The sequence below is a fragment of the Pokkaliibacter plantistimulans genome (genome assembly GCF_003194385.1).
Lineage (GTDB): Bacteria > Pseudomonadota > Gammaproteobacteria > Pseudomonadales > Balneatricaceae > Pokkaliibacter > Pokkaliibacter plantistimulans.
The window spans coordinates 12,506-35,944 of sequence record NZ_LAPT01000033.1; the positions used below are offsets into that span (position 1 = coordinate 12,506).

A 23,439-nucleotide genomic window follows, 5' to 3' on the forward strand; every position below is an offset into this window, starting at 1 on the left:
CTTGTTATCGTTGTAGGTGATCTGTTTGATCCTGTTCCCGCATTGTCCGGATGGGCAGGGTGGTGCGGGTTGGATCAGTAAAGCCTTATGCAAGCTCAAGGGAGAAATGTGTTTGTTGTGAGATTTTGTTAAGTGGGCTGAGCTTGTCCTGATAACGCAGGATAATACTGCGTGATTTTAACTAAATACAACTAATTAATGTGATTAAAAGTTAAATTGTCACGTTGAATGAGTACGGCAACATGCTACCTCTGCTCTGGATGGCGGAATAAATGGGAAAATAACAATATTTCACAGCCAGAGCGCTCGCCTTGCTGCCGGGGTTCGGTGGTATATTGCCCTCTCGTTGATGTGAAGGTTTGAGAACAGGCATGATTCCAGCAGAACGTCAGCGCAAGATCATTGCGCTGCTGACTCAGAAAGAAGTGATCAGTATTGCCGAGCTGACTGAAACGCTGGCTGTGTCACATATGACCGTGCGCCGGGATATACAAAGCCTGGAGTCACAGGGGCGGGTGGTATCGGTGTCGGGCGGTGTTCAGCTCAGCAGGCTGATTACCAGCGAACCGTCTCACAAGACCAAGGAGGGTCTGGAGCATCACAAAAAAGTCAGCATTGGTAAAGCGGCGGCGGCACTGATTGGTCCTGCTGCACGAGTCTATCTTGACGCGGGTACCACAACACTGGAGATTGCGCGCCATCTTTGCCAGCGCCCAGATGTGATGGTAGTGACCAATGATTTTGCCATCGCAGCGTTGCTGACGGAGTTTGCCGAGTGTGAGCTGTATCACACTGGTGGACTGGTGACGCGGGATAATCAGTCCTGTGTTGGCACCCTGACAGCACGTACGCTGGAGCAGTTCAATCTGGATATATGCTTTCTCTCAACTGCATCGTGGGACAGTCGCGGCGTGTCCACTCCCAGTGAAAGTAAAGTGCCCGTCAAACAGGCGGCGATGCGGGCTGCACAGAAAAGTATTCTGGTCAGTGACTCTTCCAAATATGGTCAGGTAGGTACGTTCAAGGTATGTGCGCTGTCAGAGCTGGATGCCATTGTGTCGGACAGTGATCTGTCGCTGTCGGCGAGGCTGGTAGTGCAGCAGCAGGGAACAAAGCTGCATGTTGTGGCCACAGAAACATCGGCCTGACCGTCTGGCCATCCGAGGCTGGCAGTGGAAATAGAAAAGGCCGGAAATGCCGGCCTTATGGTACTCAGAGGTGGAACTGCTCAACCATACTGGTGCGCGTTCTCAAGCACGGTCAGTGTATCGATCAGCTCTTCCTTGCCATCTTCACTGTCGAGAATGTCGATCGGACGAATGCCATTAAAGGTGTCCTGACTATTCAGCATCCACTGAAAGAATTGCTCTTTGTCCCCAAAAATTTGTGCACCTCGATCAATCAGCTCATCCAGGTCGTAGCGATGCAGGCGCTGGGCTACATCTTTGGTTGTGAGGGCAGACATAGGGACTCCTCCTCAAAAGAGTTGTGACTTACTAAACGCCTTGCAGTTTATCAGCTCTCATCTCGATGTCGTTACTGCTGTCGCGCATTGATATGCATTTTTTCATAGTTCAATCGTCGTAACCAGCAAGGCCTGCCTTGCCACCAGGAGCGCCAATACGTTCCAGGGCAAGGGGGGTGACGTCTGTCGCTCTTGTTATGCGGGCGGATCACACAGCTGACAACCCAGTTGCAGCAGGCTTTGACATGCCTGATCACGCAGTGCTGAAGGGACGGCCATACAAAGGGTGACATCCACGGCAAAGTGCTCCTGTTCCACTTTCGCATCCCATTCAGGCAGGCGACGCAGTAACTGGGCATGGGTTGGGTAGTCACAACGCAGCCAGAGAGGGAAGCGCGGCGTGAACTGTTGAAGGAGAAGCTCCTTCAATCCGTCCTGAGTGCTCTGGCTGTAAGCTCTGACCAGTCCACCGACACCCAGTTTGATCCCTCCGAAGTAGCGGATGACCACCACGGTGATCTCTCCGATACCTGAATGGCTGAGTACGTTGAGCATCGGTCGTCCGGCACTGCCAGCAGGTTCGCCATCATCACTGCTGCCATGGCTGGTGTCATCGTAGGGAGCGCCAGCAATAAATGCGTAGCAGTGATGATTGGCTTTCGGATGGGCATCACGACAGGACTGAATGAAGGCGGCGACTGCTTCACGCCCCGGGGTATGGGCAATGCAGGTAATAAACTCGCTGCGCTTGATCTCGCCGCTGACTGTGGCCGGTGCAGCGGGTATCGAATAGGCTGCCGACATCTCAGTCAGCGTCCTGCTGGTGAGCGTTGGATGCAGGCGCTGCCGGTGTGAACCACAGGCGAATATCCTCCAGCCAGACTGGCCGGTCGGCAATCAGTTCCTGTTGCAGCTCAAGGGTGGTGCTTTGCTGGTGGTGGTCGAAGTACAACTCAACACGCACCTGCCGGTTCAGGTAGTACAGTTTGAGGTGATGCAGATGTAGCTGGCGCTCCTGCAGTCTTGGCCGCAGCCATTGCATCACATCATGCCTGCTGGGGAGATGCAGCTGGCCCTGTTCATCGACACTGACATCAATGTGAAAGACAATGTCGCGAATGTCGGCACAGGCTTTGCGCGCTCGCTGAGTGGCGCGCAATCCTACGTGATGGGCCTCGGCGGCAGACAATTCATCACTGACGACCAGATGCACATCCACCAGATAATGGCTGCCCATTTTGCGACTGCGCAAATCATGGACATCCTTGATGCCCGGTTCCTGGCTCATGGCCTGCATGATCGCCTCGGTTTCCTCTTCAGGCAGGGCGCGGTCGGTCAGCTCCTGCAAACTGCTCCAGGTCAGCTCCCAGCCTATCCTGGCGACCATGAACGCCACCACCAGCGCCGCCACAGGGTCCAGCCAGCTGAGGCCAATATAATTCCCAATCAGTGCTACCAGCACCACGATGGAGGACAGCGAATCAGTACGATGATGCCAGGCGTTGGCTATCAGCAGATCTGAGCGGATCTGCTTTCCCGCTTTCAGGGTGTAGTGATACAGCCATTCCTTGGAAAGAATGGAAAACAGGGTAATGGCCAGAGTAAGCCAGCTGGTCTGAGCCGGAGTGCTGTGACCGAACAGGCGAACGATGCTGTCGTAGCCCAGTGCCCCGGCGACTGCACCGAGAATCATGCCAAGTAAGACGGTACCCAGGGTCTCGAAACGCTCGTGGCCATAGGGGTGATTGGTATCGGGGCCCTGATGCGCAATCTTGCCCAGTACCAGTACCAGAATGTCTGACAGCAGATCAGACAGGGAATGAATACCATCCGCTAACAGTGCATGGGAGCGGAACATCCAGCCAAGCAGAATTTTGGCAATACCCAGTGCCAGATTGATAACGGAGCCAACAATGGTCACGCGTTGCAGGGTCTGATGTTTTTCCTGCGGAGTGGGGTTCATGGATTGGCAATCTCTCTGTGAATGGGTGGTCAGTGACAGCACTAATTGACTGAGTATTTTGGCGACAGTTTAAGACGAGCCGCGCCACTGCTTGCTTGAGCTGACCTGCTAACACAGTTATCCACATTTTCTGTGGGTAACTTGTCAGCCAGAGATGCAGTCTTCATGACAGTGCGCGGCTGTGGATAGCGGGAGGTGATTATTCTTTGCCGCCGAACCAGTCGATCATTACAGGAATCAGGCGATTCAGTTCCAGTGCACTGAGGGTGAAGAGCGCATCCAGCTCCTGATCCATTGAGTCGGTCTGGGTGTTGTCCAGCTCGTCCTGCAAGCGTTCACTGGCTTGCAGGCGTTTGAGACTCAGGTCATCGCAGAGTGTAAAGCTCAAACTGTCCTGCCAGTGCAGGCTGAGGCGCGTGGTTTGTTTGCCGGCATCAAGGTGGGTCTGTATTTCTTCACTGTCCAGCGCCTGACGACGTACGCGGATGATGCCTCCGTCTTCCTGCGGGTCGCGCAGTTCACACTCATCACCGACAGTAACATCGCCGGGCAACGTGCTGAAATCGTTCAGCCAGGTGGTCATGACTGCCTGTGGTGCCTGTTTGACGCGTGGTGGAATCACTGGCAGTGAGCCCAGCCCTTCACGTAAAAGATTAAGCAGAGGTTCTGCTTTGGCGTAACTGGCGGTGTCGACGGCCAGCCATCCCTGTGAAGGGGCAATGCACACAAAGAAATGCTGATGGCGGCTGAAAGCACGAGGTAGCAATTCAAGAATGACCTGATCTTTCAGGTCCTGCCGCTCTTTCCGCGTAGGGCGGCGGCCTTGTTCGTCTTCGATCTTTTCCAGCTTCTCCTGCAGGTTTTCGTTGACGACCTGGCTTGGCAGCAGCTTTTCCTGACGTTTGGCTTTCAGCAGGTAGAAGCCCTGGCTTTGCAGATTGAACACCTGAGGATCATTCTGCATCGGGCTGACCCAGCCCAGTCGTTCCTGTTCCTGGCTGGAGCAAGGCTGAAACCGATGGGCTTCCAGGGCCTGATGCAACTGCTCATCGTCGAGCTCAAAAGGCTGGCTGAAGGTATAAATGATCAAATTGCGAAATAGCATCAGTCACCCGCTTGGTGGTCATGCCGGTATCTATCAGGCACCGGTGCAGTGAATGGCAATCAGCGATAAGGAATGAGTCTCATCGGCATTTAACTGGATATTTGCACAGTTGTGCGGGCCCTATTGTACTCATGACGCGAGCAGTTGCCAGTCATCTTCCGGCTCTGTTCAGCAGGAAGATGACGGCTGCTCTGTTATTGAACGGTATGCAGAGAGGTGAAGGGGATTCCGAGGTGCAGCGAGATCAGATAGGGCAGGTCACCCCGGTGCCACCCAGTCCACAGTAACCCTGCGGATTCTTGTCCAGATATTGCTGGTGATAGTCTTCTGCGTAGAAAAATTCAGGCGCCTGCATAATTTCGGTGGTGATGGCACCGAAGCCTGCGTCCTGCAGTTTGCTGGCAAAGGCTTCACGGCTATCCAGTGCCTGTTGCAGCTGCTCGTCCGAAAAGGTGTAGATACCGGAGCGGTATTGAGTACCGATGTCACCGCCCTGGCGCATGCCTTGCGTCGGGTTGTGTACTTCCCAGAACACTTTCAGCAGGTTCTGATAGGAAGTCTGCTGTGGATCGAACACCACCAGTACGACCTCATTGTGGCCCGTCAGACCGGTACAGACTTCGTCATAGGTGGGGTTGGGTGTCAGGCCGCCCGCGTAACCAACCGCAGTGCTATATACCCCGGATTGCTGCCAGAATTTACGCTCAGCCCCCCAGAAGCATCCCAGGCCAAATAACGCGCACTCCATGCCTGCGGGAAAAGGAGCCTTCAGCGGGGTACCCAGAACGGTGTGCTTGTCAGCGACAGGCATCGACTGCACGCGGCCGGGCAGGGCTTCCTCGGCAGTGGGCATTTCCAGTTTCTTCTGACGCATACAAACCTCTACATACTGCGTTTGAATAGGGGGATCAAACCTGTGCCAGCGGCGCACGTGCATTTCGCGATACTGGAAGGAACGATCGTGGGCAGGTTAGTCTGCCGAGAGCCTTATTGTGGGTACGATTCAGTAACTATCAAGGGGTAGAGGGGGGATTGAGAATGTCCGGTGGAGGGTTCTGATGCTGATCTCTGTCTGTAGTGGTCAATGGTCTGAGCAGCCAGAGTAATATGTCCATCTTCTGTTGCGAAACCGTTCACCGAACAGAGAAGCGAGTGCGGAACCTGATCCCGTCGCGAGATCAGGCGTAATCGAAAGTCAGATATAGATTTCGAAGTCGAGGGTGGGGAATTTTTCACCCGGTATAAAGGGGCCGCGCAGGACATCCTGGGGTGGTGCACCGAGACGCGATTCCAGCCAGGTATCTTCCGGGGGTAAATGTTCATTGCGTCCAGTATGAAAGACGGTGCGCACCACCGCGGGTTGGCGGGTTTTAGCCGCCAGCTTCATCACAAAGCCAATTTTTCCGCTTTGTAGTTCAACCAGAGAACCTACCGGGAACACGCCCATGCAGGTTATGAAACGGGTTACTACCTCAGGATCGAAACGCGTGTTTTTGAGCTGCAGAATGGTTTTTAGTACCGCTGCCGGAGGGCGGGCTCCCTTGTGAAAGCGATCCACAGTCATTGCATCATAGGTATTGACCACTGCCGCCATACGACCGTAAAGGCTGATTTTTTTACCTTTCAATCCGTAGGGATAGCCGCTGCCGTCGAAATTCTCGTAATTCTGAGTAGCGACCGTCATGGTTAAGGGAGAAACATCGGGTAAATCGCGCAGAAGCGATTCGCAATAGAGTGGGCTCTGGCGAATAACTTTAAATTCATCAGGGGTCAGCTTGTCCGTTTTATCGCGAATACGCTGAGGGATCAGCATCATGCCAATATCATGGAGCAACCCCCCGGTGATCAGTTCACTGATCATGGAGGATTTCATTCCCAGAAACAGGCCGAAATTACCCAGCAGAATGGCGACGTTAACGGAGTGCTCATAAAGGTAGTTCTCGGGGCTGCGCAGGCGACCGACGCAGATCAGCGCATCGGCATTGCGATCCAGAGAGCGCTGAATGAGTTGGGAGCAGTTGGCTACTGCGCTGTAGTCAACAGGCGCTTGATTTTGCACATTGAGGCTAACGCCGCGTAGCAGATTGACGGCTTTTTGGTGAATGGCACGGGCACTGATTAGCTCGACTTCAAAGTCGCGCGGCTTGCCCTTACCGGGTGGGACGCCATCAGTGGTGGGCTCTGCAACATTGCTCAACGTCGTATCTCCTTGAGCATTACGGTGTTACCGAGTTGAATGTCAGGCCGCTATATGTATCACTTTTCGTAACAGTTAGCACCTAGTCTAAGATCTATTAGCGGTCAGCGGCAGCAAAAGTGTAGCGAAACGTTTGCCTGTTTTTGGTGCGGCCTGTCTTGGGGGTGAGCAAAAATGTATCCAAACGGTCAAGTTAACGATTCTCCTGCTCTGTACTGCTTTTGGTCTACCACAAGAACGATTGCAAGAGCGTAGGCGGTAAGCATTGTTCAGGAAGAATTTTTATATTTCCTGACCACTTGGCCAAGTTGTTGCATCTGTCCCGGCTGATTTGTCAGAGAGCAGCTCTTGATAAGAGCTGGCTGCCAATCGGACACAGGCATTTTCAGTGCGAGGCACGTTAAATGGCTGATTGACGAGATGATGGTGCATTGTTTTTTAACCAATCTGACGGTTTTTTTTTACTTAAAAACGGGCGGACATTACTATTGACGCCCTTTCGGCAGCTGAAAGCCATTCAGCTGCTGTTTCGACATTTCGATGCTACTTTTGTTAATAACTATTCAAGCTTGAAGGTGAGCTATGAAACGAACTCTGATGGCTGCTGCTGTTGCAATGACCGTTTCTCTCGGGGCGCAGGCAGCTGACGTTAGCCCTGCTGTCGTGTATGACATGGGCGGTAAGTTTGACAAGTCGTTCAACGAGGCGGTTTCCAAGGGTGTCAAACGTTACGCCGACGAAACGGGGGCTGAGGTCAAGGAGTTCGAGCCTGCCAACGACTCTCAGATTGAACAGGGCCTGCGTCGCATGGCCAAGCGCGGTAGTAATCCGGTTATCGCAGTAGGCTTCAATCAGGCCCATGCTCTCGAAAAGGTAGCTACCGAGTTCCCCGATACTCACTTCGCCATTATCGACATGGTAGTAGATAAACCTAACGTTGAGTCCATCGTATTCAAGGAGCACGAAGGTTCCTTCCTGGTGGGTGCGTTGGCAGCCATGGCCAGCAAAACTGGCAAAGTCGGCTTTGTGGGTGGCATGGATATCGGCCTGATTCGTAAGTTTGAATGTGGTTACGAGCAGGGTGCCAAGTTTGTTAACCCCGGCATCGAAGTCTTCCAGAACATGACTGGCTCGACGCCTGCAGCCTGGAATAACCCTGGTAAAGGTGGTGAGCTGGCCAAGAGTCAGTTTGATCGTGGCGCAGATGTGGTATTTGCTGCCGCAGGCGGTACCGGCATCGGTGTCTATCAGGCTGCTAAAGATGAAGGCAAGTATGCCATCGGCGTTGACTCTAACCAGAACTATCTGCATCCCGGCACCATGCTGACTTCGATGGTCAAGAGTGTCGACGTAGCTGCCTATAACACCATCAAGGAAGTGGCTGACGGTAGCTGGAAGCCCGGTGTGAAAGTACTGGGTCTGGCGGAAAACGGCGTGTCCTGGGCGTATGATGAGTACAACAAGGACCTGGTCACTGCCGACATGAAAGCCAAGATGGATTCCATCCAGCAGGACATCATCTCCGGCAAGATCAAAGTTCACGATTACATGTCCAACAACGCCTGCGAGTAATCAGCTAATCTCATGACTGTGCATACCTCACAGCCGGCCGGGTCGAAAGACCCGGCTTCAGCGGCATCATCCCCGCCTGCACTGGAGCTGATCAATATCAGCAAGCGCTTTGGTGCCGTGCAGGCCAACAAGAATATCTCCCTCAGCGTACCAGCCGGCACCATTCAAGGTATTGTCGGTGAGAACGGTGCAGGCAAGTCGACCCTGATGAGCATCATCTACGGTTTTTACGAAGCCGATGAAGGGCAAGTCAAGGTAGACGGCAAAGTCTGTACCATTCGCTCCTCGCAGGATGCTATCCGTGCGGGTATCGGGATGGTGCATCAGCATTTCATGCTGGTGGATAACTTCAGCGTTATCGAGAACGTCATGCTGGGGGCTGAGGGCGGAGCACTGCTGCGCCAGGGCCGCGAGCACGTGCGCAATGAGCTATTGCGTCTGGGTCGTGAGTACAATCTCGAAGTGGATCCGGATGCCATTGTTGGCGAGTTGTCTGTGGGGTTGCAGCAGCGGGTAGAAATACTCAAGGCGTTGTATCGCGGTGCGCGCATTCTGATACTGGATGAGCCTACCGGGGTATTGACGCCGCAGGAGACTGACGAGCTGTTCCGCATTCTGTTCTCGCTGCGTGAACAGGGCGTCACGGTCATCCTGATTACCCATAAGCTGCGTGAGATTATCGATGCCACCACCCAGGTTGCCGTCATGCGCGCAGGTGAAGTGGTGGCTCATCGTCTGACGGCGCAAACCAGTAAGGAAGAGCTGGCCGAGTTGATGGTCGGACGCAAGGTGCTGCTGCAGGTAAACAAGGCAGATGCTCAGGCCGGTCAGGTACTGATGGAGGTGTCGCACCTGTGCGTCAATGATGCGCAGGGTGTTCGTCGGGTCAAGGATGTCAGCTTCCAGTTGCGCGCTGGTGAGGTGGTAGGGATTGCCGGGGTGTCTGGTAACGGCCAGAGCGAACTGCTTGAGGCCATGTCGGGCATTCTTCCGGTCGGAAGCGGTACCATTACCCTGGGTGGCGCCAGCATCTCGGCCGAGTCGCCCAAGGATCCTGCTCAACTGCGGGAACTGGGGTTGGCCCATGTGCCTGAAGATCGTCATCGAATGGGCGTGGTAACGGCCTTCTCTGCCAAGGAGTCGGCAATACTCGGTCACCATCATTACCCTGAATTCAATGGCAAAGTGCTGATGAATCAGGAGGCAATTCTCAGCTCATACAAGGAAAAGGCGGAGACTTACGATATTCGTCCGCGTGATCCTCATCTCAAGTCCGCCAACTTCTCTGGTGGTAATCAGCAAAAAATCGTCCTGGCGCGAGAAATGGAGCACGATCCGGCAGTGTTGCTGATCGGTCAGCCGACGCGTGGTGTGGATATTGGAGCCATCGAGTTCATTCACCAGCGCATCATAGCGATGCGTGACGCTGGCAAGGCCATTCTGCTGGTGTCGGTGGAGCTGGAAGAGATCATGTCGGTCAGCGATCGCATTCTAGTGATGTGCGATGGCCAAATTACTGGTGAAGTTAACGCTTCTGAGGCCAATGAGCGGACTCTGGGTCTGTTGATGGCTAACGCTCAGCAAGAAGAGGTGAGCGCATGAGTCAACCCGCTGGTGCATTGCCTGGTTGGGCGAACAAGGCGTTATTGCCTGCACTGAATATTATTTCTGCGTTTCTGGTAACGGGCATTGTATTCCTGATGATCGGCGAAAGCCCGATTGAAGCGGCCAAAATCATGCTTTATGGCGCATTTGGCTATCAGGAAGGGTTCGGTTACACCCTGTATTACACCACTAACTTTATATTCACTGGCCTTGCGGTAGCTGTCGCCTTTCATGCCGGTCTGTTCAATATCGGTGGGGAAGGTCAGGCCTATATAGGTGGATTAGGGGCTGGATTAGCCTGTCTGGCATTGGATGCTTATCTGCCTGCCTGGATTCTGATTCCGCTGGCAGTGGTTGCCAGTGCGCTGTTCGGGGCGGCCTGGGCCTTTTTGCCCGGCTATCTGCAGGCCAGGCGTGGGAGTCATGTGGTTATCACCACGATCATGTTTAACTTTCTGGCTTCGTCGCTGATGGTGTATCTGCTGTCCCATGTGCTGAAAGACCCGGGTCAGATGTCATCTTCCAGCCGGGAGTTTGCAGAAGTGGCCTGGCTGCCCTTTATCCACAATATGCTTGCGGGAATGGGTATCAGCTTCGATGAGTCACCATTGAACGTCTCGTTTTTTCTGGCGCTGGTTTGCTGCGTGCTGGTCTGGTTGCTGATCTGGCGTACGCGCTGGGGTTACGAGCTGCGCACGGTGGGCAGCAATAGCACAGCGGCGGTATATGCCGGTATCAAGCCGGCCAAGGTGATTATCTGGGTAATGTGCTTGTCAGGTGCTCTGGCCGGGCTGGTTGGGGTCAACGAGATTCTGGGCGTGCAGCACCGTCTGTTACTGGACTTCAGTGCCGGTTATGGATTCGTCGGTATCGCCGTGGCGTTGATGGGGCGCAATCATCCTGTCGGTATCGTTCTGGCCAGCTTGCTGTTTGGCGCGCTCTATCAGGGCGGCGCCGAGCTTGCGTTTGATATGCCCAATATCACCCGTGACATGGTGGTGATGATTCAGGGTCTGATCATTCTGTTCTGCGGTGCGCTGGAGTTTATGTATCGGCCTTTGCTGGTGCGTTTGTTGTCCAGTAAGGCTGCATAAGGAGAAGCACTCATGGATTTTTATGTGATTGCGGTGCTGACCCTTGATGCGACCGTCAGGGTCTCGGCGCCATTGATTTTGGCTGCGCTGGCCGGGTTGTTCTCAGAACGCTCCGGTGTGGTGGATATCAGTCTGGAAGGCAAGATGCTGGCAGGCGCTTTTACTGCAGCCTGTGTTGCTTACCTGGCTAACTCTGCGTGGATGGGGTTGGCGGCAGCCATAGTGGTGTCCTGGTCGCTGGCCATGTTGCATGGCTTTGCCTGTATCACCCACAGGGGTAATCAGGTAGTGAGTGGGGTGGCTATCAATATTCTGGTTGCTGGCCTGTCCATTGTGCTGGGGCTGGTGTGGTTCCATCAGGGCGGGCAGACTCCCAATCTACCAAATACAGCACGATTCACCGAAATCGTGTTGCCCGGAGCTGAAGCTGTCAAAAATGTGCCTGTGCTGGGTGAGTTGTACTACGAGCTGATCGGTGGGCACAACATTCTGGTATACATCGCGTTCGCAGCCGTGCCTGTAGTCTGGTGGATTGTCTATCGTAGTCGTTTCGGCTTGCGTCTGCGGGCTGTGGGTGAAAACCCCAAGGCTGTCGATACTGCGGGTATTTCCGTTGCCTGGCTGCGTTACCGGGCTCTGATGCTCAATGGCGTGCTGTGTGGAATGGCTGGCGCCTATATATCCACGGCTCAGAATGCGCAATTTGTCCGTGATATGACAGCTGGTCAGGGCTATATGGCATTGGCAGCACTGATTTTCGGTAAATGGCGCCCTGTGCCCGTGATGTTTGCTTGCCTGTTGTTTGGCTTCCTTGATGCGGTGGCGGTTCGCCTGCAAGGGGTCGAAGTGCCTGGCATTGGCGTGGTGCCAGTACAGCTGATCGAATCACTGCCTTATATACTGACGGTGGTACTGCTAGCTGGCTTTATCGGCAAGGCCATCGCTCCTAAGGCAATTGGCGAGCCTTATACCAAAGAGCGTTAAAGCTATGTGTGGGTGATGTCAGTCATTGGCATCACCTGCACATTTTCAATGATGAAAAACGGCGCAACCTTCAGAAGGGGCGCCGTTTTTGTTTGTACGAGAACAGGTAGCAGGGCGATTACGCCGGTGTGTGCTGCCCACCTGAGTAACGTGGGGGTAGCAGCTGTTGCCAGAGATGGCTGAAGGCTGCATGCCATCCTTGCCAGGTGCGTCTCTCAGGCAGTTGATATGAAGCGCGCAGCAAGTGAGCAATGGCCTGACCCGGGCATTTCAATGCCAGATAAAAGTGACTGTAGGCTTGTGCCAGTCTTGCTTTGGCGCGACGTTTCATCAGCATGGGCAGTCTGGCTAATTGCACGGCATAACGCTCATGAATCGCTTCACAGGCGCGAATATAAGGTAGCGTGCTGTCCGTACCTGACTGCTGCCAGCTCACCCAGGGGTAGGGGGTGGCGCTGACTATCCCTTGCAGGCTGAGTCTCAGACAGGCATCCCAAAGCTGTGCTTCGGTGGGCAGGTTTTCGCTGATGCCACCACTACGCTTCAGCATTTCAACAGCGTACAGAACGGCTGACCCACAGCATACGGGTTCTCCGAGCAGGCTCTGGAAAGCGCTGCCTTTCAGCGAAATCGGACGCCAGGGCGAATGGTTAAAGAAGCGACGGAAGCCGGGCCAGTGTTCAAACAGTGTGGGTTGGGGAGTGTGGCCAGCACCTTTAAGCTCAACGTTGCTGAATACCATGACGGGAGAGTCTCTGTGACTGTCGGTCGTCATGGCCTCCAGAGTATGGGGCTGCCACATGAAATTTTCTTGCCAGAAAATGATCCACTGGCAATGGGTTTCTTCTATGGCTTTGTTGCGTGCCTGGGCTAATCGATTGTCTTCTACTTCAACGATGGTGATTGGCCAGGGCCATTTTTTACTGCGCAGCAGATTGCGAACGCGCTCAGTGCCCTGTTGGCTAGTTTGAATCCAGCACTCTCCGGCTAGGGTGGATTGATCAGCAAGCATCTTTAGACGGGTTTCCAGGTGCTCACCGCCGCCGCTGGAGTCTTCCAGCACTACGCATATTGAAGATTGGTGGGTGGCCATAGAGCGTTATCCTGTGTTGCGTTGCCTGCAGTAACCGCTGTTCAGCTAGTGTCACTGGCCTTGAATTATTGTTGTACACGTCTTACATCGAGTTGAGTGGAAGGTCGGTTAGCTTTTGGTTCGTTGCCTGTGAAACTACCTCTTTGCCAATACCCACACAGATGCTGTGCTGACATCAGCTAGATGTCAGGTGGTTATGTATAGAGTTAAAAGTAGGCGTAGCGTAAGAAAAAGCCAATCTGTTAACCAGTAACAGTGGGTAACCTTTTGCCAGCTCTGGTGTCTTTTTATTTTTCGGCAATCTGTTCCATCTGAAGTGTGTGTTTCAAGATTAGTGGCAATCCATTAGGAAAACAGTTCCGCTTTAGTGGATAGTCATGCAATCGTGAAATTATGGCGCAAGTGTTGAGTGATGGATGTGCTGTGCTGGTTTGGGGCGAGTATACTTTGCGCGGCTAGTGGCTTTCACATTAATAAGGTTAATCATAGTGACTGAGATCAAGGTGTTTGATCCAACGCCCTTGTTGGAGTTAGCGGAAGATACGTCAAACGCGACGATGAAGGCGTTCGTACAGGGATATTTGAACGACCTGCCTGGAAAGGTAGAGAGGCTGATGCAGGCTGTGAGTGCGGGTGATGCTGCGCAGACGACGCTTGTAGCACATGATCTGAAAGGTAGTTCTGCAGGTATCGGAGCGCAGCAGCTGGCCAGGATGGCCATGCAGATGGAAACCAGTGCACGAAGTGGTCAGTTGATGGCTGTTAATGTGGTCATGAAGCGGCTGCCGCCGGTGCTGGAGTTGACTACCTCTGCTGTGAGCGAATGGCTGGCGGGCGTCTAGTAATGGCATCATGGGCAAACAAGGGTGTTTCTCAGATGATGGTACACCCTTTTTGCTGACCGCATGCGATGATACTTTGTTATCACGAAGCGCCGTTATGCATCTCCTCTATCAGCTGCTGTAAGGCTTGCACGGCAACAGCATGATCTTCAGTGTCAGGTAAGCCGCTTACACACACCGCACCAATAAGGCCTCCTTCTTTGAGTCGCAGAGGCACGCCGCCGCCATGACCACTGTATTCTGTAACATCAATGTGCGCCTGTTCCTCGAAAATTCTTCCTTTCGATTCATGAAAACGTCGCAGATACAGTGTGCTGTGGCCAAAGCGCAGTACGCTTTGACGTTTCCTGCGAATCCACTCCAGGTTATCTAGCTGGCTACCCTGTAGAGCACTGAAGAACAGTTGTTGACCAAATGCGTGTATGTCTATGGCAACGGCTGCATTGATATGACTGGCGTGATCGCGAATCAGGGTGCCCAAGCGCCAGGCGGACTCGTTGTTGAAGTAAGGGAGCAGTAATTGTTGTTCCTGTTCTAGCAATTCATCTGCGGTCTTCATGCTAATTCCAGTGTGCTCTGTTGTGTTTGGCTGAGTTCAGCCAGCTCTATGAGGCGTATAACTTGCGCGGCATCGGTTGCAGAAACCGGATTGGGGCCATGGCCGTGTATGCATTTGGCCAGCTTGCTGTAGTAAGTGCCATAGTCGCCAGGTTGTGTCGAAATATGTTCGACTTTGCCATTGCCATCAAACAACACCCCCCAGTGATATTCGTCTTCCTTGTTCCAGTCTGGTTCGGCAGGCTGTATGCCTGCAGTCAGGCGTTCTTCCTGGGGGTCCAATCCATATTTGATATAGCTGCCAGCGTCTCCCTGAATAAGAAAGCGTAAGGCTGGTTTCGCGGCCATATAGGGGCTGGCATTGAGAATGACTTCTCGTTGGGGGTAGTGGAGTTGCAGATGGACATAGTCACACGTAGTTGCGCCGGGCCGCAGTGGTAGAGTGCGTGCTGTCAGGCTGTGGGGCATACCAAATATGGTGAGTGCCTGGTCGATCAGATGTGGTGCAAGATCCCACAAGTAGCCGGTGCCTTCCCCTGGTTGTTCACGCCAGCGCTGGCGTACTTCAGGGCGAAAACGATCAAAACGACTTTCGAAGACGTGTACGTTACCGAGACGGCCTGACTCCATGAGGTGGCGAGCTGTCAGGAAGTCGCCATCCCACCGACGATTGTGAAAGGCGCTGATACAGCAACGCTGTTGAACAGCATATTCTGCCAGCTCGAGTGCCTGCTCTGAATATGTCGTAAAAGGCTTTTCCACTACGACATGCTTGTAATGTTTCAACGCCATGCGTGCCAGATTGAAATGGCTGTTATTGGGGCTGGTGATCACGATGAGATCGATATCATCATCGGCACAGAGGTCAGACGGAGCTTCAACGATTTTGATGCCGGGGAGTGCCTCGCTGATCTCAGCTGTTCGGCTGCTGCAGATAGCCTGCAGGCGGTACTCAGGCAGAGTGCGGAGAAAGGGAATATGAAATACTTTGGCTGACAAGCCGTAGCCAATGATACCAACACGAATAGGCCCGGTGCCTATGCGGGATGGTTGAGAGGTTGATACGCTCATGGTGAACCTTGGTGGGAGAACCACGTTAAGGCTACGCCAGTCGGCATCTTAGTCAAGTCGAGGATGTATTTCAGAATAACGAAAGGTGGTCGGAGTGGAGGGATTCGAACCCCCGACATTCTGCTCCCAAAGCAGACGCGCTACCAGGCTGCGCTACACTCCGAATGGCTCCTCGAGCTGGACTCGAACCAGCGACCAACGGATTAACAGTCCGCTGCTCTACCGACTGAGCTATCGAGGAACGACTTGCTCAACTGCGGGGCGCATATTAATCAGATGGTTAAGTCAGGTCAAGCAGGGGTGATATTTTTTTTGCGTTATCAATGGCTTGTATTGAGTGGGGAAATGTTATAGGCATTCTTGACCTGTCAGTAGCAAGTCAGTAACATATGTGCTCCTTCAAAATTGCGTACTGCAAAGCTGATTGTCCGTTTTCGTCCCATTCGTCTAGTGGCCCAGGACACCGCCCTTTCACGGCGGTAACAGGGGTTCGAACCCCCTATGGGACGCCATTATCAGGTTTGTGCTAGGGATTAGGCATTGTGAAAGCAGCTTACACGTCTTGCTTACGCTTGATTGAAGTAGTAGTGATACACCCCTTCTTGTCGGGTGGTCTTGGCCACCCTTTCTTTTAAGCTTTCGCTACCCCTATTTTCAGAAAAACAAACGGTCATCGTTTGTTTTTAAGTATCTGTTCGTACACAAAACCTGACAGTACTACCCTGGTTTCCTCGTCCAGATAGGCAAATTCGGCGCCGTGATGGAATATAGTCTGACCTCCTTCATCCTCCTCCAACGTTCTGTTCCGGATAATCAGAGGGATGCGAACGATTTGCTCTACATTGGCCACGCTTAATCGGGCCGTCATATAGAGTGACTCACCAATATCTACCAGCGGTTCGCTCGAGCTGATTTTGGCCCCTGTTGTGCTGATGTCGGTACAGAGTGCAGGCTTGGGCCATCTCCCCGGCGTACTTTCTTCAACCATTTCATCCAGCGATACGATCAGGCGCACACTGATGCGGCTGGCCTTACGGTATTCCAGTACTTCAATATCCTTGGGGTAGCTCAGATGCAAATAATTGAATGGCGTCATGCAGGCTTTGATGACAACGGTGCTGAAGCCGCAAACACGGTTTTCTGCCAATAGCTTTACGCGTATTGGCTTGCCTTCCTTCAACAAGATGGGGCGCCCCTGTGCAAGAGGGGCGGTAACCAGCATGCTTTTTCCCGCTACATAGCCCATTAAACGCACTACATATCGTGTAGTGGGTGAAAGCGTTTCCAGATAGAGCGGATCGCCAATGCGTAATGCTAAATCGTCAAGGGAGTGAGGGGTACTGTCTTGATCCACCGTCATCGATTATTCCGTTATCGAAAAGCCTAGAGCATGCAATAGTTTTGTCGTTTCTGCAGCATCAGGCTGTGACTGCTGAGATGACGTCTGCTTGTTATAGGTGGCAGTCGTTTGCTTGTCCACTCTAACCTGTAGTTGACGTAGTTCACGTGAGAGCGGGTAAGTCTTGCGCAGCGTATCGAAGGCAGATGCCAGATCGCCAGTCGCTGCAGTGCTCAATGTACGACGAAAACGCTGGTCCTCCCGGCTCACATCGAGTGCCAGAGGGATTAGATTAAAGCATTCCGGCAATGAAATGGAGGCTGAGCAGGAGACTGCCCGGATGGTGGGCTCAGGCACCAGCTGGTCAAAAGAGACTGTGGGTTGAATGCCAGCGAATTGGCACAGCGCCTGGTAGATCATCCAGCTGCCTCGTAATCGCCCATCAAGGCTGTATCCCGCAATATGCGGAGTGCTGATGCGAGTGTAAGGAATTAGGCCCAGCAACGGGCGTGGCTCGTTTTCCCATACATCCATTACCAGTTCCAGATCATTTTGTCGTTGCATCCGCTCTAGAAGTGCCTGATTGTTGATGACGTCGCCACGACCTGCATTCAGCAGTAATGTGCCGGGGCGTATGGCGCTGATCTGAGGCTCATCCAGAAGATGATAGGTTGGGAAGTCGCCTGATCTTACCAGTGGCGTGTGGCAGCAGATGATGTCGGCGCTGAGGGCTGTATTCAGGTCGACAAAGTGCGGATCATCAGTTGGATGTTGTTGCTGACGTGGTGGGTCGTTTACCAGAACGTGCAGACCAAGGCCCCGCAAGCGTTGGACAACCTTGCTGCCGACATTGCCGACACCGATAACGGCGGCGGTCTTGTTGGTGAACCAGTTGCTGCCGTCCTGATGAGACAGATGAGCCAGGGCGGCGATGACATAATCGGCAACGGAGTCAGCGTTACATCCGGGGGCATTAGTATGGGTGATATGGTTGTTGTCCAGCCAGGGGATGTCTAGGTGATCGGTTCCGATAGTGGCACTGCCGACAAACTTAATGGGTGTTCCTTCCAGCAGTGCCTGATTCACTCTGGTAATCGAACGTACCAGAAGGGCATCGGCCTGCAGCAAGTCTTGCCTGGTAATACTTCTGCCGGGGAGAGCGGTCAGGCTGCCGATGTCGTTGAAAAGGGTGGTAAGACCCGGCATATTTTCATCGGCAACAATACGTAGTCGCCCCGCCGTAGGTGCTGTCATATGGCTCTCTTTACTTTTGAATGTGAATGAGGCCCAATGGCGCCCCTTTTTTTCATGCGCGCTATTGTAAGGATTCCAGGCTTGCGTTTTAAGTGGTGTTCGTCAGTGGAGATGATCTGTATCGAGATCAAGCAAGATCTTGTAGGGGATTGGTATCTCTGGACGCAGGCTTATACGCTCGCTGGCAATTTATTGACGGTAAAACGTAGTCGTTTGCCGTTGAAGTTTGAGCATGCCTGGGAGCAGTTGCAATGTCGCTGCATGGCACTCAAAGCCCGGGGGTTTCGCCGTTTGGCGAGTGATGAGATGCAAATCGAGCTTCCCTTTTACACGCGTGAGTGAGTCGTACTCAGAATAGTCAGGATGAAAAAATGGGAGCCTTGCGCTCCCATTTTATCGTTCATGCGGATGTATTTATGGCTTAAGTCAGCTGTCTCAAAGCGTTGATACGATCATCAAGAGGAGGGTGGCTTGCCATCAGGGCGACCAGTCCACCTTTCATGCCGCCGCGAATGCCAAAGGCTGTCAGCTGATCAGGCATGCTGGATGGTAGTTCGTACTCTTGTTTCAGTCTCTGTAAGGCGCTGATCATGGCATCTTTATTGGTCAGTCTAGCGCCTGCTTCATCGGCGCGATATTCCCGCAATCTGGAGAACCAGGCGACAATAATTGACGCCAGTATGCCAAATATGATTTCCATCACAAATGACACTAGGTAGTAGGCGATACCGTAGCCAGAGTTTTGCTCATTATTGCTATTCAGGAAACGATCTACGGTATGGCCAATAATGCGCGCGAAGAACATGACAAAGGTGTTCACCACTCCCTGAATCAGGGTAAGCGTAACCATGTCGCCATTGGCGACGTGCCCAATTTCGTGCGCCAGTACCGCTTTGACTTCCTCTGATCGGAAGCGGCTCAATAACCCTTCGCTGACAGCAACGAGAGCATCATTGCGATTCCATCCCGTTGCGAACGCATTCGCTTCCTGTGCAGGAAAAATCCCGACCTCGGGCATTTTGATGCCTGCTTTGTTTGACAGTTCGGCCACTGTGTCCAATAGCCACTTTTCATGAGCTGTTCTGGGTGACTCAATGATCTTGGTGCCAGTCGAAAACTTAGCCATTGTCTTCGACATGAACAGGGAGATCAGAGAGCCAGCAAAGCCAAAAATGGCACAGATGATCAGCAGGTTTTGAAGGTCCAGGTCCACCCCGTTGGCCTTCAACGTTGATCCCACGCCGAGCAAGCTCATTACGATACCCGCCACGACCATGACCGCCAGGTTGGTCGCGAGAAATAGCAGGATTCGCATAGTTGAATTAAACCTCCATTTGTCAGGATGAGCTCTAAGATAGATTGGCAGGATAAGGATTCAAGCAAATTATGGTTGTTGAGTTTATCAAAGTGTTACCCTGCGCCCTGTGCGGTTATTGCTTCTAACAGCTTGGTTATCTGGCTTTTGTTAACCAGATGTTCATGCCGTGGTGGTTTGCGCTTTCGTGCTTGCATGAAGTTTGGCATGCTGCGCGACACGCGATGGGAGGTCAGGCGGAGAGATGTATATGAATAGCCAAGTCTGGCAGGCGTTGAGCGGTGCTCTAGGACCGTTAGATGAAATGCAGGCCAACTTTGTCAGCTGTGAGCTGGAAGAGGGTGGGTTGTATCTTAACTGGCTGCCTCCGGTGGTTGAGCTCTACTGTGAAGGTGTTCCATTGGGCGAAGAGGTTGTGCTGCACCTGTGGAGCCAGTTGCACGTTAAAGGTATTCAGTGCCTGAGTGTGTGCATGGATGGCAAGCCAGTGAGGTTATTGGGTGAGTCACCGAAGGTATGGGGCTGCCAGGGGAGTGCCCAGGCTTGGGCTGGGAAACGCTATTTCAGTTGGAGTGGTGAAGGTCTGATCGATGGCTGGCAGATGGATGACTCGCTGTTGCTAAGCGTCCTGATGCCTGACTTGCCCGGACGCACCTGGTTGAATCTGGAACCGCTGGATAGCCTGTTTTCTTCGGCAGCGCTCAGTGCCGGGGCGCTGCACGTGGTTAATGTCACCGGCGAGCGTTGGGTGCAGGATCACCTGAGAGATGTGCACCGTTTCCTTGGGTATCGTGCTGATCGACTTAGTCTGGTAGATCAGCCTATGGCTTCTTGCTGGAGTCGGTTACCGAAACAGCTGGATATAGATGGCGCGGTAGTGCGTTGCCATGAAATGCATGGCGATGTACAGCGGCAAGCGGCTTTGGCTTTGCGCCGGCTGGAGCCTGTGCTGGTGCCTGAAGGTATTCTGGCATTGTGGGGGGCGGATGAAAGTCTGCCTTTGCCAAATCTCAAACGTTTACTGAAGCGGGAAGGTCCCGATTTTGTTTACGTAGATCATGTTCAGCAACAGGGCGATTTTGTACTGGTGTTGCGTTATGAGCCATAACTGAGGGCGATAGTATAACTACAAGCCAGCAGCTGACTGATCAATGAGCCGCTGCTGGCAGAGGATTGATGGGTTACTGCTGTTCGTATTTGCTCAGGAAGCGTTTGATGCGGCCGATGGCTTCTTCCAGCATGTCCTTGTGGGGGAGGAATACAATGCGGAAGTGTTGGGTGTCGCTCATATTGAACCCGGTGCCCTGTACGATCAGCACTTTTTCCTGGCGCAACAGATCCAGTGCAAATTTCTCGTCGTTGCGAATGGGGTAAACGTTCGGATCCAGGCGTGGGAACAGGTAAAGAGCTCCCTTTGGCTTGACGCAGCTCACGCCAGGGATTTCATTGAGTAACTTCCAGGCCATATCACGCTGTTCAAGCAGGCGTCCACCCTCAATGATCAGATCATTGATGCTTTGGTATCCGCCCAGTGCAGTCTGAATAGCATGCTGGGCTGGTACGTTGGCACACAATCGCATTGATGCCAGCATGTCCAGACCTTCGATATAGTCCTTGGCCTTGTGTTTGGGGCCGCTCAGAATCATCCAGCCAGAGCGGAATCCTGCCGCGCGATAGGTCTTCGACAGACCGTTGAAGGTCAGGCACAGAACGTCATCAGACAATGAGGCTAAAGGCGTGTGCTCTTCGCCATCATAGAGAATGCGGTCATAGATTTCGTCTGCGAACAGCAGCAGATTGTGCTTGCGCGCCAGCTCGGTAATACCTTCCAGAGTTTCTTTTGGATAGAGTGCGCCGGTTGGGTTGTTTGGGTTGATGACCACGATGCCGCGAGTGCGGGGAGTGATCTTGCGCTCCATGTCTTCCAGATCAGGAATCCAGTCGTTGTTCTCGTCACAATGGTAGTGAACAGCTACGCCGCCAGAGAGGTTAACTGCTGCTGTCCACAGCGGGTAGTCTGGCGCTGGAATCAGCATTTCATCGTGATCGTTCAGCAGGGCTTGCATTGCCATGACGATCAGCTCGCTGACACCGTTACCAAGATAGATGTCTTCTATAGTGACACCCTGAATGCTACGTAGCTGAGCGCTATGCATAACGGCCTTACGCGCCGCAAACAGCCCCTTCGAGTCGCTGTAGCCTTGGGCATTGGGAAGGTTGTGAATGACATCAGTGATGATTTCTTGCGGCGCATCGAAGCCAAAGGGGGCGGGGTTGCCAATATTCAGCTTGATGATGCGTTGGCCTTCATCTTCCAGGCGCTTGGCTTCCTGCATGACTGGCCCGCGGATGTCGTAACAAACATTAAGTAATTTCTGCGACTTGCGGATGACGGACATGGTAACGCTGTCTCTTGGTGTCAAAGGGTGGCTCTTGAGGGACTGGGGCAACAGCCTTATAAGAAGAGGGTGTCAGACTGGTGAGGCAGGCTAGGCATGTCTCTGAGATAAGGCGACGACTCATCATACGCAGCCGCAATGTCGTTGCAAGTGAATAAGCCGACAAGAGGAAAGAGGTAGTCGATGGAAAAAAAATCGCAGCGTTCTGAAAGCGAATGGCAGGAATCGTTGACTCCTGAGCAGTTTGCCGTCTGTCGGCAATGCGGTACTGAGCCGCCTTTCAGTGGTAAGTATTACTACCACAACGCGGTGGGGTGGTATCACTGTGTGTGCTGCGATAATCCATTGTTTTCATCCGATCATAAATATGAATCGGGTTCTGGCTGGCCCAGCTTCTGGGAAGTGGCCTCAAGCGATTCAGTCAGTAGTCTGCGTGACAATTCACACGGGATGATTCGTACGGAAGTGCGTTGTAATCATTGTGATGCCCATTTGGGGCATGTCTTTGAGGACGGTCCGCCACCTACCGGACTGCGCTACTGTATCAACTCTATCGCGATGAAGTTTGTACCCTCTGACTGAATAGAGAGGGTCATTTAAATAATGACCCGATGATAAGCAGTCTGATAATCATCAAGTAATAACAAAGAGGCATGCAGCCTGGGTTGCGTGCCTCTTTTTTTGTCATGCGCTCAGCGCTGTAGGGCCTGCCGAACCTTCGGATCGCTTAGTGCGCGGTTCAGTGTGTCAGCAAAGAGCTCATTGATTATTCGGGTATTGGTCTGTTCATCAGGAATGCGGGCGAACTCATGGTGTTTTTCCGTCGCGAACTGGCCTGTATAGGTGAAGGAGCCTTGTTCAATCACAACTTTGATGCTGTTGGAAAGGTCAACTGTCTGAATGACGCCCTTGACAGAGGCCTGATAGGTAAGGCGATCCAGAATCACACGCATGTGTACGTTGGCACTGCTGTAGTCCTGAACCTGGAAGCCCATTCTGCTCAATGCCTGCCCGAGACTATTGGCGAGAGTCTGGCTGACATCATTCCGTAATGTGATATTGCTGGTGCGTGCATAGATGCCACCGCGAGTGCCTAGTACTGGGTTTGCTCGCTGATCCTGGATGCTGACGCTGATACTTTGTCCTCTGGCCTGATAGGCGCCAGGCTGGAGTTGAGGGGTTAGCGTGATGGCTTGTGGACTTAGCGCACACCCGCTCAGCAGTAGGCTTAATACTGCGACTGCTAATAAACCGCGCATGGAGTGAATCCTCGAAAGTGTTGGCTTATCTATAATAAGTGTTGCTTGCTTGTGTGGCAGAGAGATTAAGTTGACAAGGGCAACCATGTTGTAAAACAACGCTGCTATTTAAACGATGCGAGTTCCATAGCGTCAAGGTGAGCCCTTGTCGTAGCCGCAAAAGAAACAGTAATTCGCAGATTGCACTGGGCCTAGTGGCTATCGTCTGCATGGCGATGAAAAAGCGATTTAAGTGTTTGACAAGTATTGGGAAATGCGTAAAATGCGGCCCCACATCACGACGCACTGGTCGCTGATGAAAATTGTGGAGCGGTAGTTCAGTCG

23 protein-coding genes and 3 tRNA genes are annotated in these 23,439 nt (G+C 52.8%); 10 read left to right on the top strand and 16 right to left on the bottom strand.

The window, feature by feature from the left end; genetic code table 11:
• Positions 1–371: 371 nt before the first annotated feature.
• Entirely contained in the window at positions 372–1,148 is a 777-nt protein-coding gene (locus tag WH50_RS08030; protein WP_110186852.1) for a DeoR/GlpR family DNA-binding transcription regulator, read from the top strand.
• 80 nt (positions 1,149–1,228) lie between these two features.
• On the opposite strand, the gene WH50_RS08035 is transcribed toward WH50_RS08030, so the two are convergent.
• From WH50_RS08035 to WH50_RS08060, 6 genes are all read right to left on the bottom strand, one after another.
• Positions 1,229–1,465 (bottom strand): MbcA/ParS/Xre antitoxin family protein, encoded by a 237-nt coding sequence (locus WH50_RS08035; protein WP_110186853.1) that lies wholly within the window; start codon positions 1,463–1,465, stop codon positions 1,229–1,231.
• Positions 1,466–1,660: 195 nt separating this feature from the next.
• A complete protein-coding gene (locus WH50_RS08040; protein WP_110186854.1) occupies positions 1,661–2,269 on the bottom strand; it encodes a YigZ family protein in 609 nt (202 codons plus the stop codon).
• Position 2,270: 1 nt separating this feature from the next.
• Positions 2,271–3,428: a cation diffusion facilitator family transporter gene (locus WH50_RS08045; protein ID WP_110186855.1), complete on the bottom strand. Its 1,158-nt coding sequence runs from the start codon at positions 3,426–3,428 to the stop codon at positions 2,271–2,273.
• 199 nt (positions 3,429–3,627) lie between these two features.
• Positions 3,628–4,533 carry a recombination-associated protein RdgC gene (gene rdgC, locus WH50_RS08050; RefSeq protein ID WP_110186856.1) on the bottom strand — a complete coding sequence of 302 codons (906 nt, stop codon included), beginning with the start codon at positions 4,531–4,533 and terminating at the stop codon, positions 3,628–3,630.
• A 244-nt stretch (positions 4,534–4,777) separates the two neighbouring features.
• Positions 4,778–5,407, bottom strand: coding sequence for a peptide-methionine (S)-S-oxide reductase MsrA (gene msrA / locus WH50_RS08055; RefSeq protein ID WP_110186857.1), 630 nt, complete (start codon positions 5,405–5,407; stop codon positions 4,778–4,780).
• A gap of 321 nt (positions 5,408–5,728) precedes the next feature.
• Complete coding sequence (locus WH50_RS08060) at positions 5,729–6,730, bottom strand: HD-GYP domain-containing protein (RefSeq protein ID WP_110186858.1); 1,002 nt, start codon at positions 6,728–6,730, stop codon at positions 5,729–5,731.
• A gap of 582 nt (positions 6,731–7,312) precedes the next feature.
• On the opposite strand from WH50_RS08060, the gene WH50_RS08065 reads away from it, so the two are divergent.
• From WH50_RS08065 to WH50_RS08080, 4 genes are read left to right on the top strand one after another with little or no spacing between them, the layout of a single operon-like run.
• Complete coding sequence (locus WH50_RS08065; RefSeq protein ID WP_110186859.1) at positions 7,313–8,302, top strand: BMP family lipoprotein; 990 nt, start codon at positions 7,313–7,315, stop codon at positions 8,300–8,302.
• A 12-nt stretch (positions 8,303–8,314) separates the two neighbouring features.
• Positions 8,315–9,904, top strand: coding sequence for an ABC transporter ATP-binding protein (locus tag WH50_RS08070; RefSeq protein WP_110186860.1), 1,590 nt, complete (start codon positions 8,315–8,317; stop codon positions 9,902–9,904).
• Complete coding sequence (locus tag WH50_RS08075; RefSeq protein ID WP_110186861.1) at positions 9,901–11,001, top strand: ABC transporter permease; 1,101 nt, start codon at positions 9,901–9,903, stop codon at positions 10,999–11,001. The genes WH50_RS08070 and WH50_RS08075 overlap by 4 nt, the downstream gene beginning before the upstream one ends.
• Positions 11,002–11,013: 12 nt before the next feature.
• Positions 11,014–11,985: an ABC transporter permease gene (locus tag WH50_RS08080; protein ID WP_110186862.1), complete on the top strand. Its 972-nt coding sequence runs from the start codon at positions 11,014–11,016 to the stop codon at positions 11,983–11,985.
• 118 nt (positions 11,986–12,103) lie between these two features.
• On the opposite strand, the gene WH50_RS08085 is transcribed toward WH50_RS08080, so the two are convergent.
• The gene (locus WH50_RS08085) at positions 12,104–13,078 is read right to left on the bottom strand and encodes a glycosyltransferase family protein (protein WP_110186863.1); all 975 of its coding nucleotides are present in this window, start codon (positions 13,076–13,078) and stop codon (positions 12,104–12,106) included.
• A 488-nt stretch (positions 13,079–13,566) separates the two neighbouring features.
• On the opposite strand from WH50_RS08085, the gene WH50_RS08090 reads away from it, so the two are divergent.
• Positions 13,567–13,920 carry an Hpt domain-containing protein gene (locus tag WH50_RS08090; RefSeq protein WP_165838356.1) on the top strand — a complete coding sequence of 118 codons (354 nt, stop codon included), beginning with the start codon at positions 13,567–13,569 and terminating at the stop codon, positions 13,918–13,920.
• An 82-nt stretch (positions 13,921–14,002) separates the two neighbouring features.
• Here WH50_RS08090 and WH50_RS08095 read toward each other — a convergent pair whose 3' ends face one another.
• The 4 genes from WH50_RS08095 to WH50_RS08110 form a co-directional block, all read right to left on the bottom strand.
• Positions 14,003–14,479 carry a heme-degrading domain-containing protein gene (locus tag WH50_RS08095; RefSeq protein ID WP_110186865.1) on the bottom strand — a complete coding sequence of 159 codons (477 nt, stop codon included), beginning with the start codon at positions 14,477–14,479 and terminating at the stop codon, positions 14,003–14,005.
• The gene (locus WH50_RS08100) at positions 14,476–15,549 is read right to left on the bottom strand and encodes an oxidoreductase (RefSeq protein WP_207780229.1); all 1,074 of its coding nucleotides are present in this window, start codon (positions 15,547–15,549) and stop codon (positions 14,476–14,478) included. The genes WH50_RS08095 and WH50_RS08100 overlap by 4 nt, the downstream gene beginning before the upstream one ends.
• An 86-nt stretch (positions 15,550–15,635) precedes the next feature.
• Positions 15,636–15,712, bottom strand: a tRNA-Pro gene (locus tag WH50_RS08105).
• A 2-nt stretch (positions 15,713–15,714) separates the two neighbouring features.
• Positions 15,715–15,790: transfer RNA gene (locus WH50_RS08110), tRNA-Asn, on the bottom strand.
• A gap of 195 nt (positions 15,791–15,985) precedes the next feature.
• Here WH50_RS08110 and WH50_RS08115 point away from each other — a divergent pair.
• A tRNA-Glu gene (locus tag WH50_RS08115) sits at positions 15,986–16,061 on the top strand.
• A gap of 158 nt (positions 16,062–16,219) precedes the next feature.
• On the opposite strand, the gene WH50_RS08120 is transcribed toward WH50_RS08115, so the two are convergent.
• Together WH50_RS08120 and WH50_RS08125 are read right to left on the bottom strand one after the other, a co-directional pair.
• Positions 16,220–16,909, bottom strand: a complete 690-nt coding sequence (locus WH50_RS08120) for a flagellar brake protein (protein ID WP_110186866.1) — start codon at positions 16,907–16,909, stop codon at positions 16,220–16,222.
• A 3-nt stretch (positions 16,910–16,912) separates the two neighbouring features.
• Complete coding sequence (locus WH50_RS08125; RefSeq protein ID WP_110186867.1) at positions 16,913–18,142, bottom strand: 4-phosphoerythronate dehydrogenase; 1,230 nt, start codon at positions 18,140–18,142, stop codon at positions 16,913–16,915.
• Positions 18,143–18,178: 36 nt separating this feature from the next.
• Between WH50_RS08125 and WH50_RS08130 the strand changes: the two genes are divergently transcribed.
• The gene (locus tag WH50_RS08130) at positions 18,179–18,484 is read left to right on the top strand and encodes a hypothetical protein (RefSeq protein ID WP_110186868.1); all 306 of its coding nucleotides are present in this window, start codon (positions 18,179–18,181) and stop codon (positions 18,482–18,484) included.
• A 79-nt stretch (positions 18,485–18,563) separates the two neighbouring features.
• On the opposite strand, the gene htpX is transcribed toward WH50_RS08130, so the two are convergent.
• A complete protein-coding gene (gene htpX / locus WH50_RS08135; protein WP_110186869.1) occupies positions 18,564–19,457 on the bottom strand; it encodes a protease HtpX in 894 nt (297 codons plus the stop codon).
• 250 nt (positions 19,458–19,707) lie between these two features.
• Between htpX and WH50_RS08140 the strand changes: the two genes are divergently transcribed.
• The gene (locus tag WH50_RS08140; RefSeq protein ID WP_165838357.1) at positions 19,708–20,565 is read left to right on the top strand and encodes a class I SAM-dependent methyltransferase; all 858 of its coding nucleotides are present in this window, start codon (positions 19,708–19,710) and stop codon (positions 20,563–20,565) included.
• A 73-nt stretch (positions 20,566–20,638) separates the two neighbouring features.
• On the opposite strand, the gene WH50_RS08145 is transcribed toward WH50_RS08140, so the two are convergent.
• Entirely contained in the window at positions 20,639–21,856 is a 1,218-nt protein-coding gene (locus WH50_RS08145; protein WP_104153798.1) for a pyridoxal phosphate-dependent aminotransferase, read from the bottom strand.
• 183 nt (positions 21,857–22,039) lie between these two features.
• Here WH50_RS08145 and msrB point away from each other — a divergent pair, with 183 nt between their 5' ends.
• A complete protein-coding gene (gene msrB / locus WH50_RS08150) occupies positions 22,040–22,438 on the top strand; it encodes a peptide-methionine (R)-S-oxide reductase MsrB (protein WP_110186871.1) in 399 nt (132 codons plus the stop codon).
• Positions 22,439–22,548: 110 nt separating this feature from the next.
• Here msrB and WH50_RS08155 read toward each other — a convergent pair whose 3' ends face one another.
• Complete coding sequence (locus WH50_RS08155; protein WP_110186872.1) at positions 22,549–23,202, bottom strand: YajG family lipoprotein; 654 nt, start codon at positions 23,200–23,202, stop codon at positions 22,549–22,551.
• Positions 23,203–23,439 lie beyond the last annotated feature (237 nt).

What these genes read in the sequence shown, in the direction of transcription:
- WH50_RS08030 (WP_110186852.1), top strand. Translation starts at nt 372, where the DNA reads ATGATTCCAGCAGAACGTCAGCGCAAGATCATTGCGCTGCTGACTCAG.
- WH50_RS08035 (WP_110186853.1), bottom strand. Translation starts at nt 1,465, where the DNA reads ATGTCTGCCCTCACAACCAAAGATGTAGCCCAGCGCCTGCATCGCTAC.
- WH50_RS08040 (WP_110186854.1), bottom strand. Translation starts at nt 2,269, where the DNA reads ATGTCGGCAGCCTATTCGATACCCGCTGCACCGGCCACAGTCAGCGGC.
- WH50_RS08045 (WP_110186855.1), bottom strand. Translation starts at nt 3,428, where the DNA reads ATGAACCCCACTCCGCAGGAAAAACATCAGACCCTGCAACGCGTGACC.
- rdgC (WP_110186856.1), bottom strand. Translation starts at nt 4,533, where the DNA reads ATGCTATTTCGCAATTTGATCATTTATACCTTCAGCCAGCCTTTTGAG.
- msrA (WP_110186857.1), bottom strand. Translation starts at nt 5,407, where the DNA reads ATGCGTCAGAAGAAACTGGAAATGCCCACTGCCGAGGAAGCCCTGCCC.
- WH50_RS08065 (WP_110186859.1), top strand. Translation starts at nt 7,313, where the DNA reads ATGAAACGAACTCTGATGGCTGCTGCTGTTGCAATGACCGTTTCTCTC.
- WH50_RS08070 (WP_110186860.1), top strand. Translation starts at nt 8,315, where the DNA reads ATGACTGTGCATACCTCACAGCCGGCCGGGTCGAAAGACCCGGCTTCA.
- WH50_RS08075 (WP_110186861.1), top strand. Translation starts at nt 9,901, where the DNA reads ATGAGTCAACCCGCTGGTGCATTGCCTGGTTGGGCGAACAAGGCGTTA.
- WH50_RS08080 (WP_110186862.1), top strand. Translation starts at nt 11,014, where the DNA reads ATGGATTTTTATGTGATTGCGGTGCTGACCCTTGATGCGACCGTCAGG.
- WH50_RS08085 (WP_110186863.1), bottom strand. Translation starts at nt 13,078, where the DNA reads ATGGCCACCCACCAATCTTCAATATGCGTAGTGCTGGAAGACTCCAGC.
- WH50_RS08095 (WP_110186865.1), bottom strand. Translation starts at nt 14,479, where the DNA reads ATGAAGACCGCAGATGAATTGCTAGAACAGGAACAACAATTACTGCTC.
- WH50_RS08100 (WP_207780229.1), bottom strand. Translation starts at nt 15,549, where the DNA reads ATGAGCGTATCAACCTCTCAACCATCCCGCATAGGCACCGGGCCTATT.
- WH50_RS08120 (WP_110186866.1), bottom strand. Translation starts at nt 16,909, where the DNA reads ATGACGGTGGATCAAGACAGTACCCCTCACTCCCTTGACGATTTAGCA.
- WH50_RS08125 (WP_110186867.1), bottom strand. Translation starts at nt 18,142, where the DNA reads ATGACAGCACCTACGGCGGGGCGACTACGTATTGTTGCCGATGAAAAT.
- WH50_RS08130 (WP_110186868.1), top strand. Translation starts at nt 18,179, where the DNA reads ATGGCGCCCCTTTTTTTCATGCGCGCTATTGTAAGGATTCCAGGCTTG.
- htpX (WP_110186869.1), bottom strand. Translation starts at nt 19,457, where the DNA reads ATGCGAATCCTGCTATTTCTCGCGACCAACCTGGCGGTCATGGTCGTG.
- WH50_RS08140 (WP_165838357.1), top strand. Translation starts at nt 19,708, where the DNA reads ATGAATAGCCAAGTCTGGCAGGCGTTGAGCGGTGCTCTAGGACCGTTA.
- WH50_RS08145 (WP_104153798.1), bottom strand. Translation starts at nt 21,856, where the DNA reads ATGTCCGTCATCCGCAAGTCGCAGAAATTACTTAATGTTTGTTACGAC.
- msrB (WP_110186871.1), top strand. Translation starts at nt 22,040, where the DNA reads ATGGAAAAAAAATCGCAGCGTTCTGAAAGCGAATGGCAGGAATCGTTG.
- WH50_RS08155 (WP_110186872.1), bottom strand. Translation starts at nt 23,202, where the DNA reads ATGGTTGCCCTTGTCAACTTAATCTCTCTGCCACACAAGCAAGCAACA.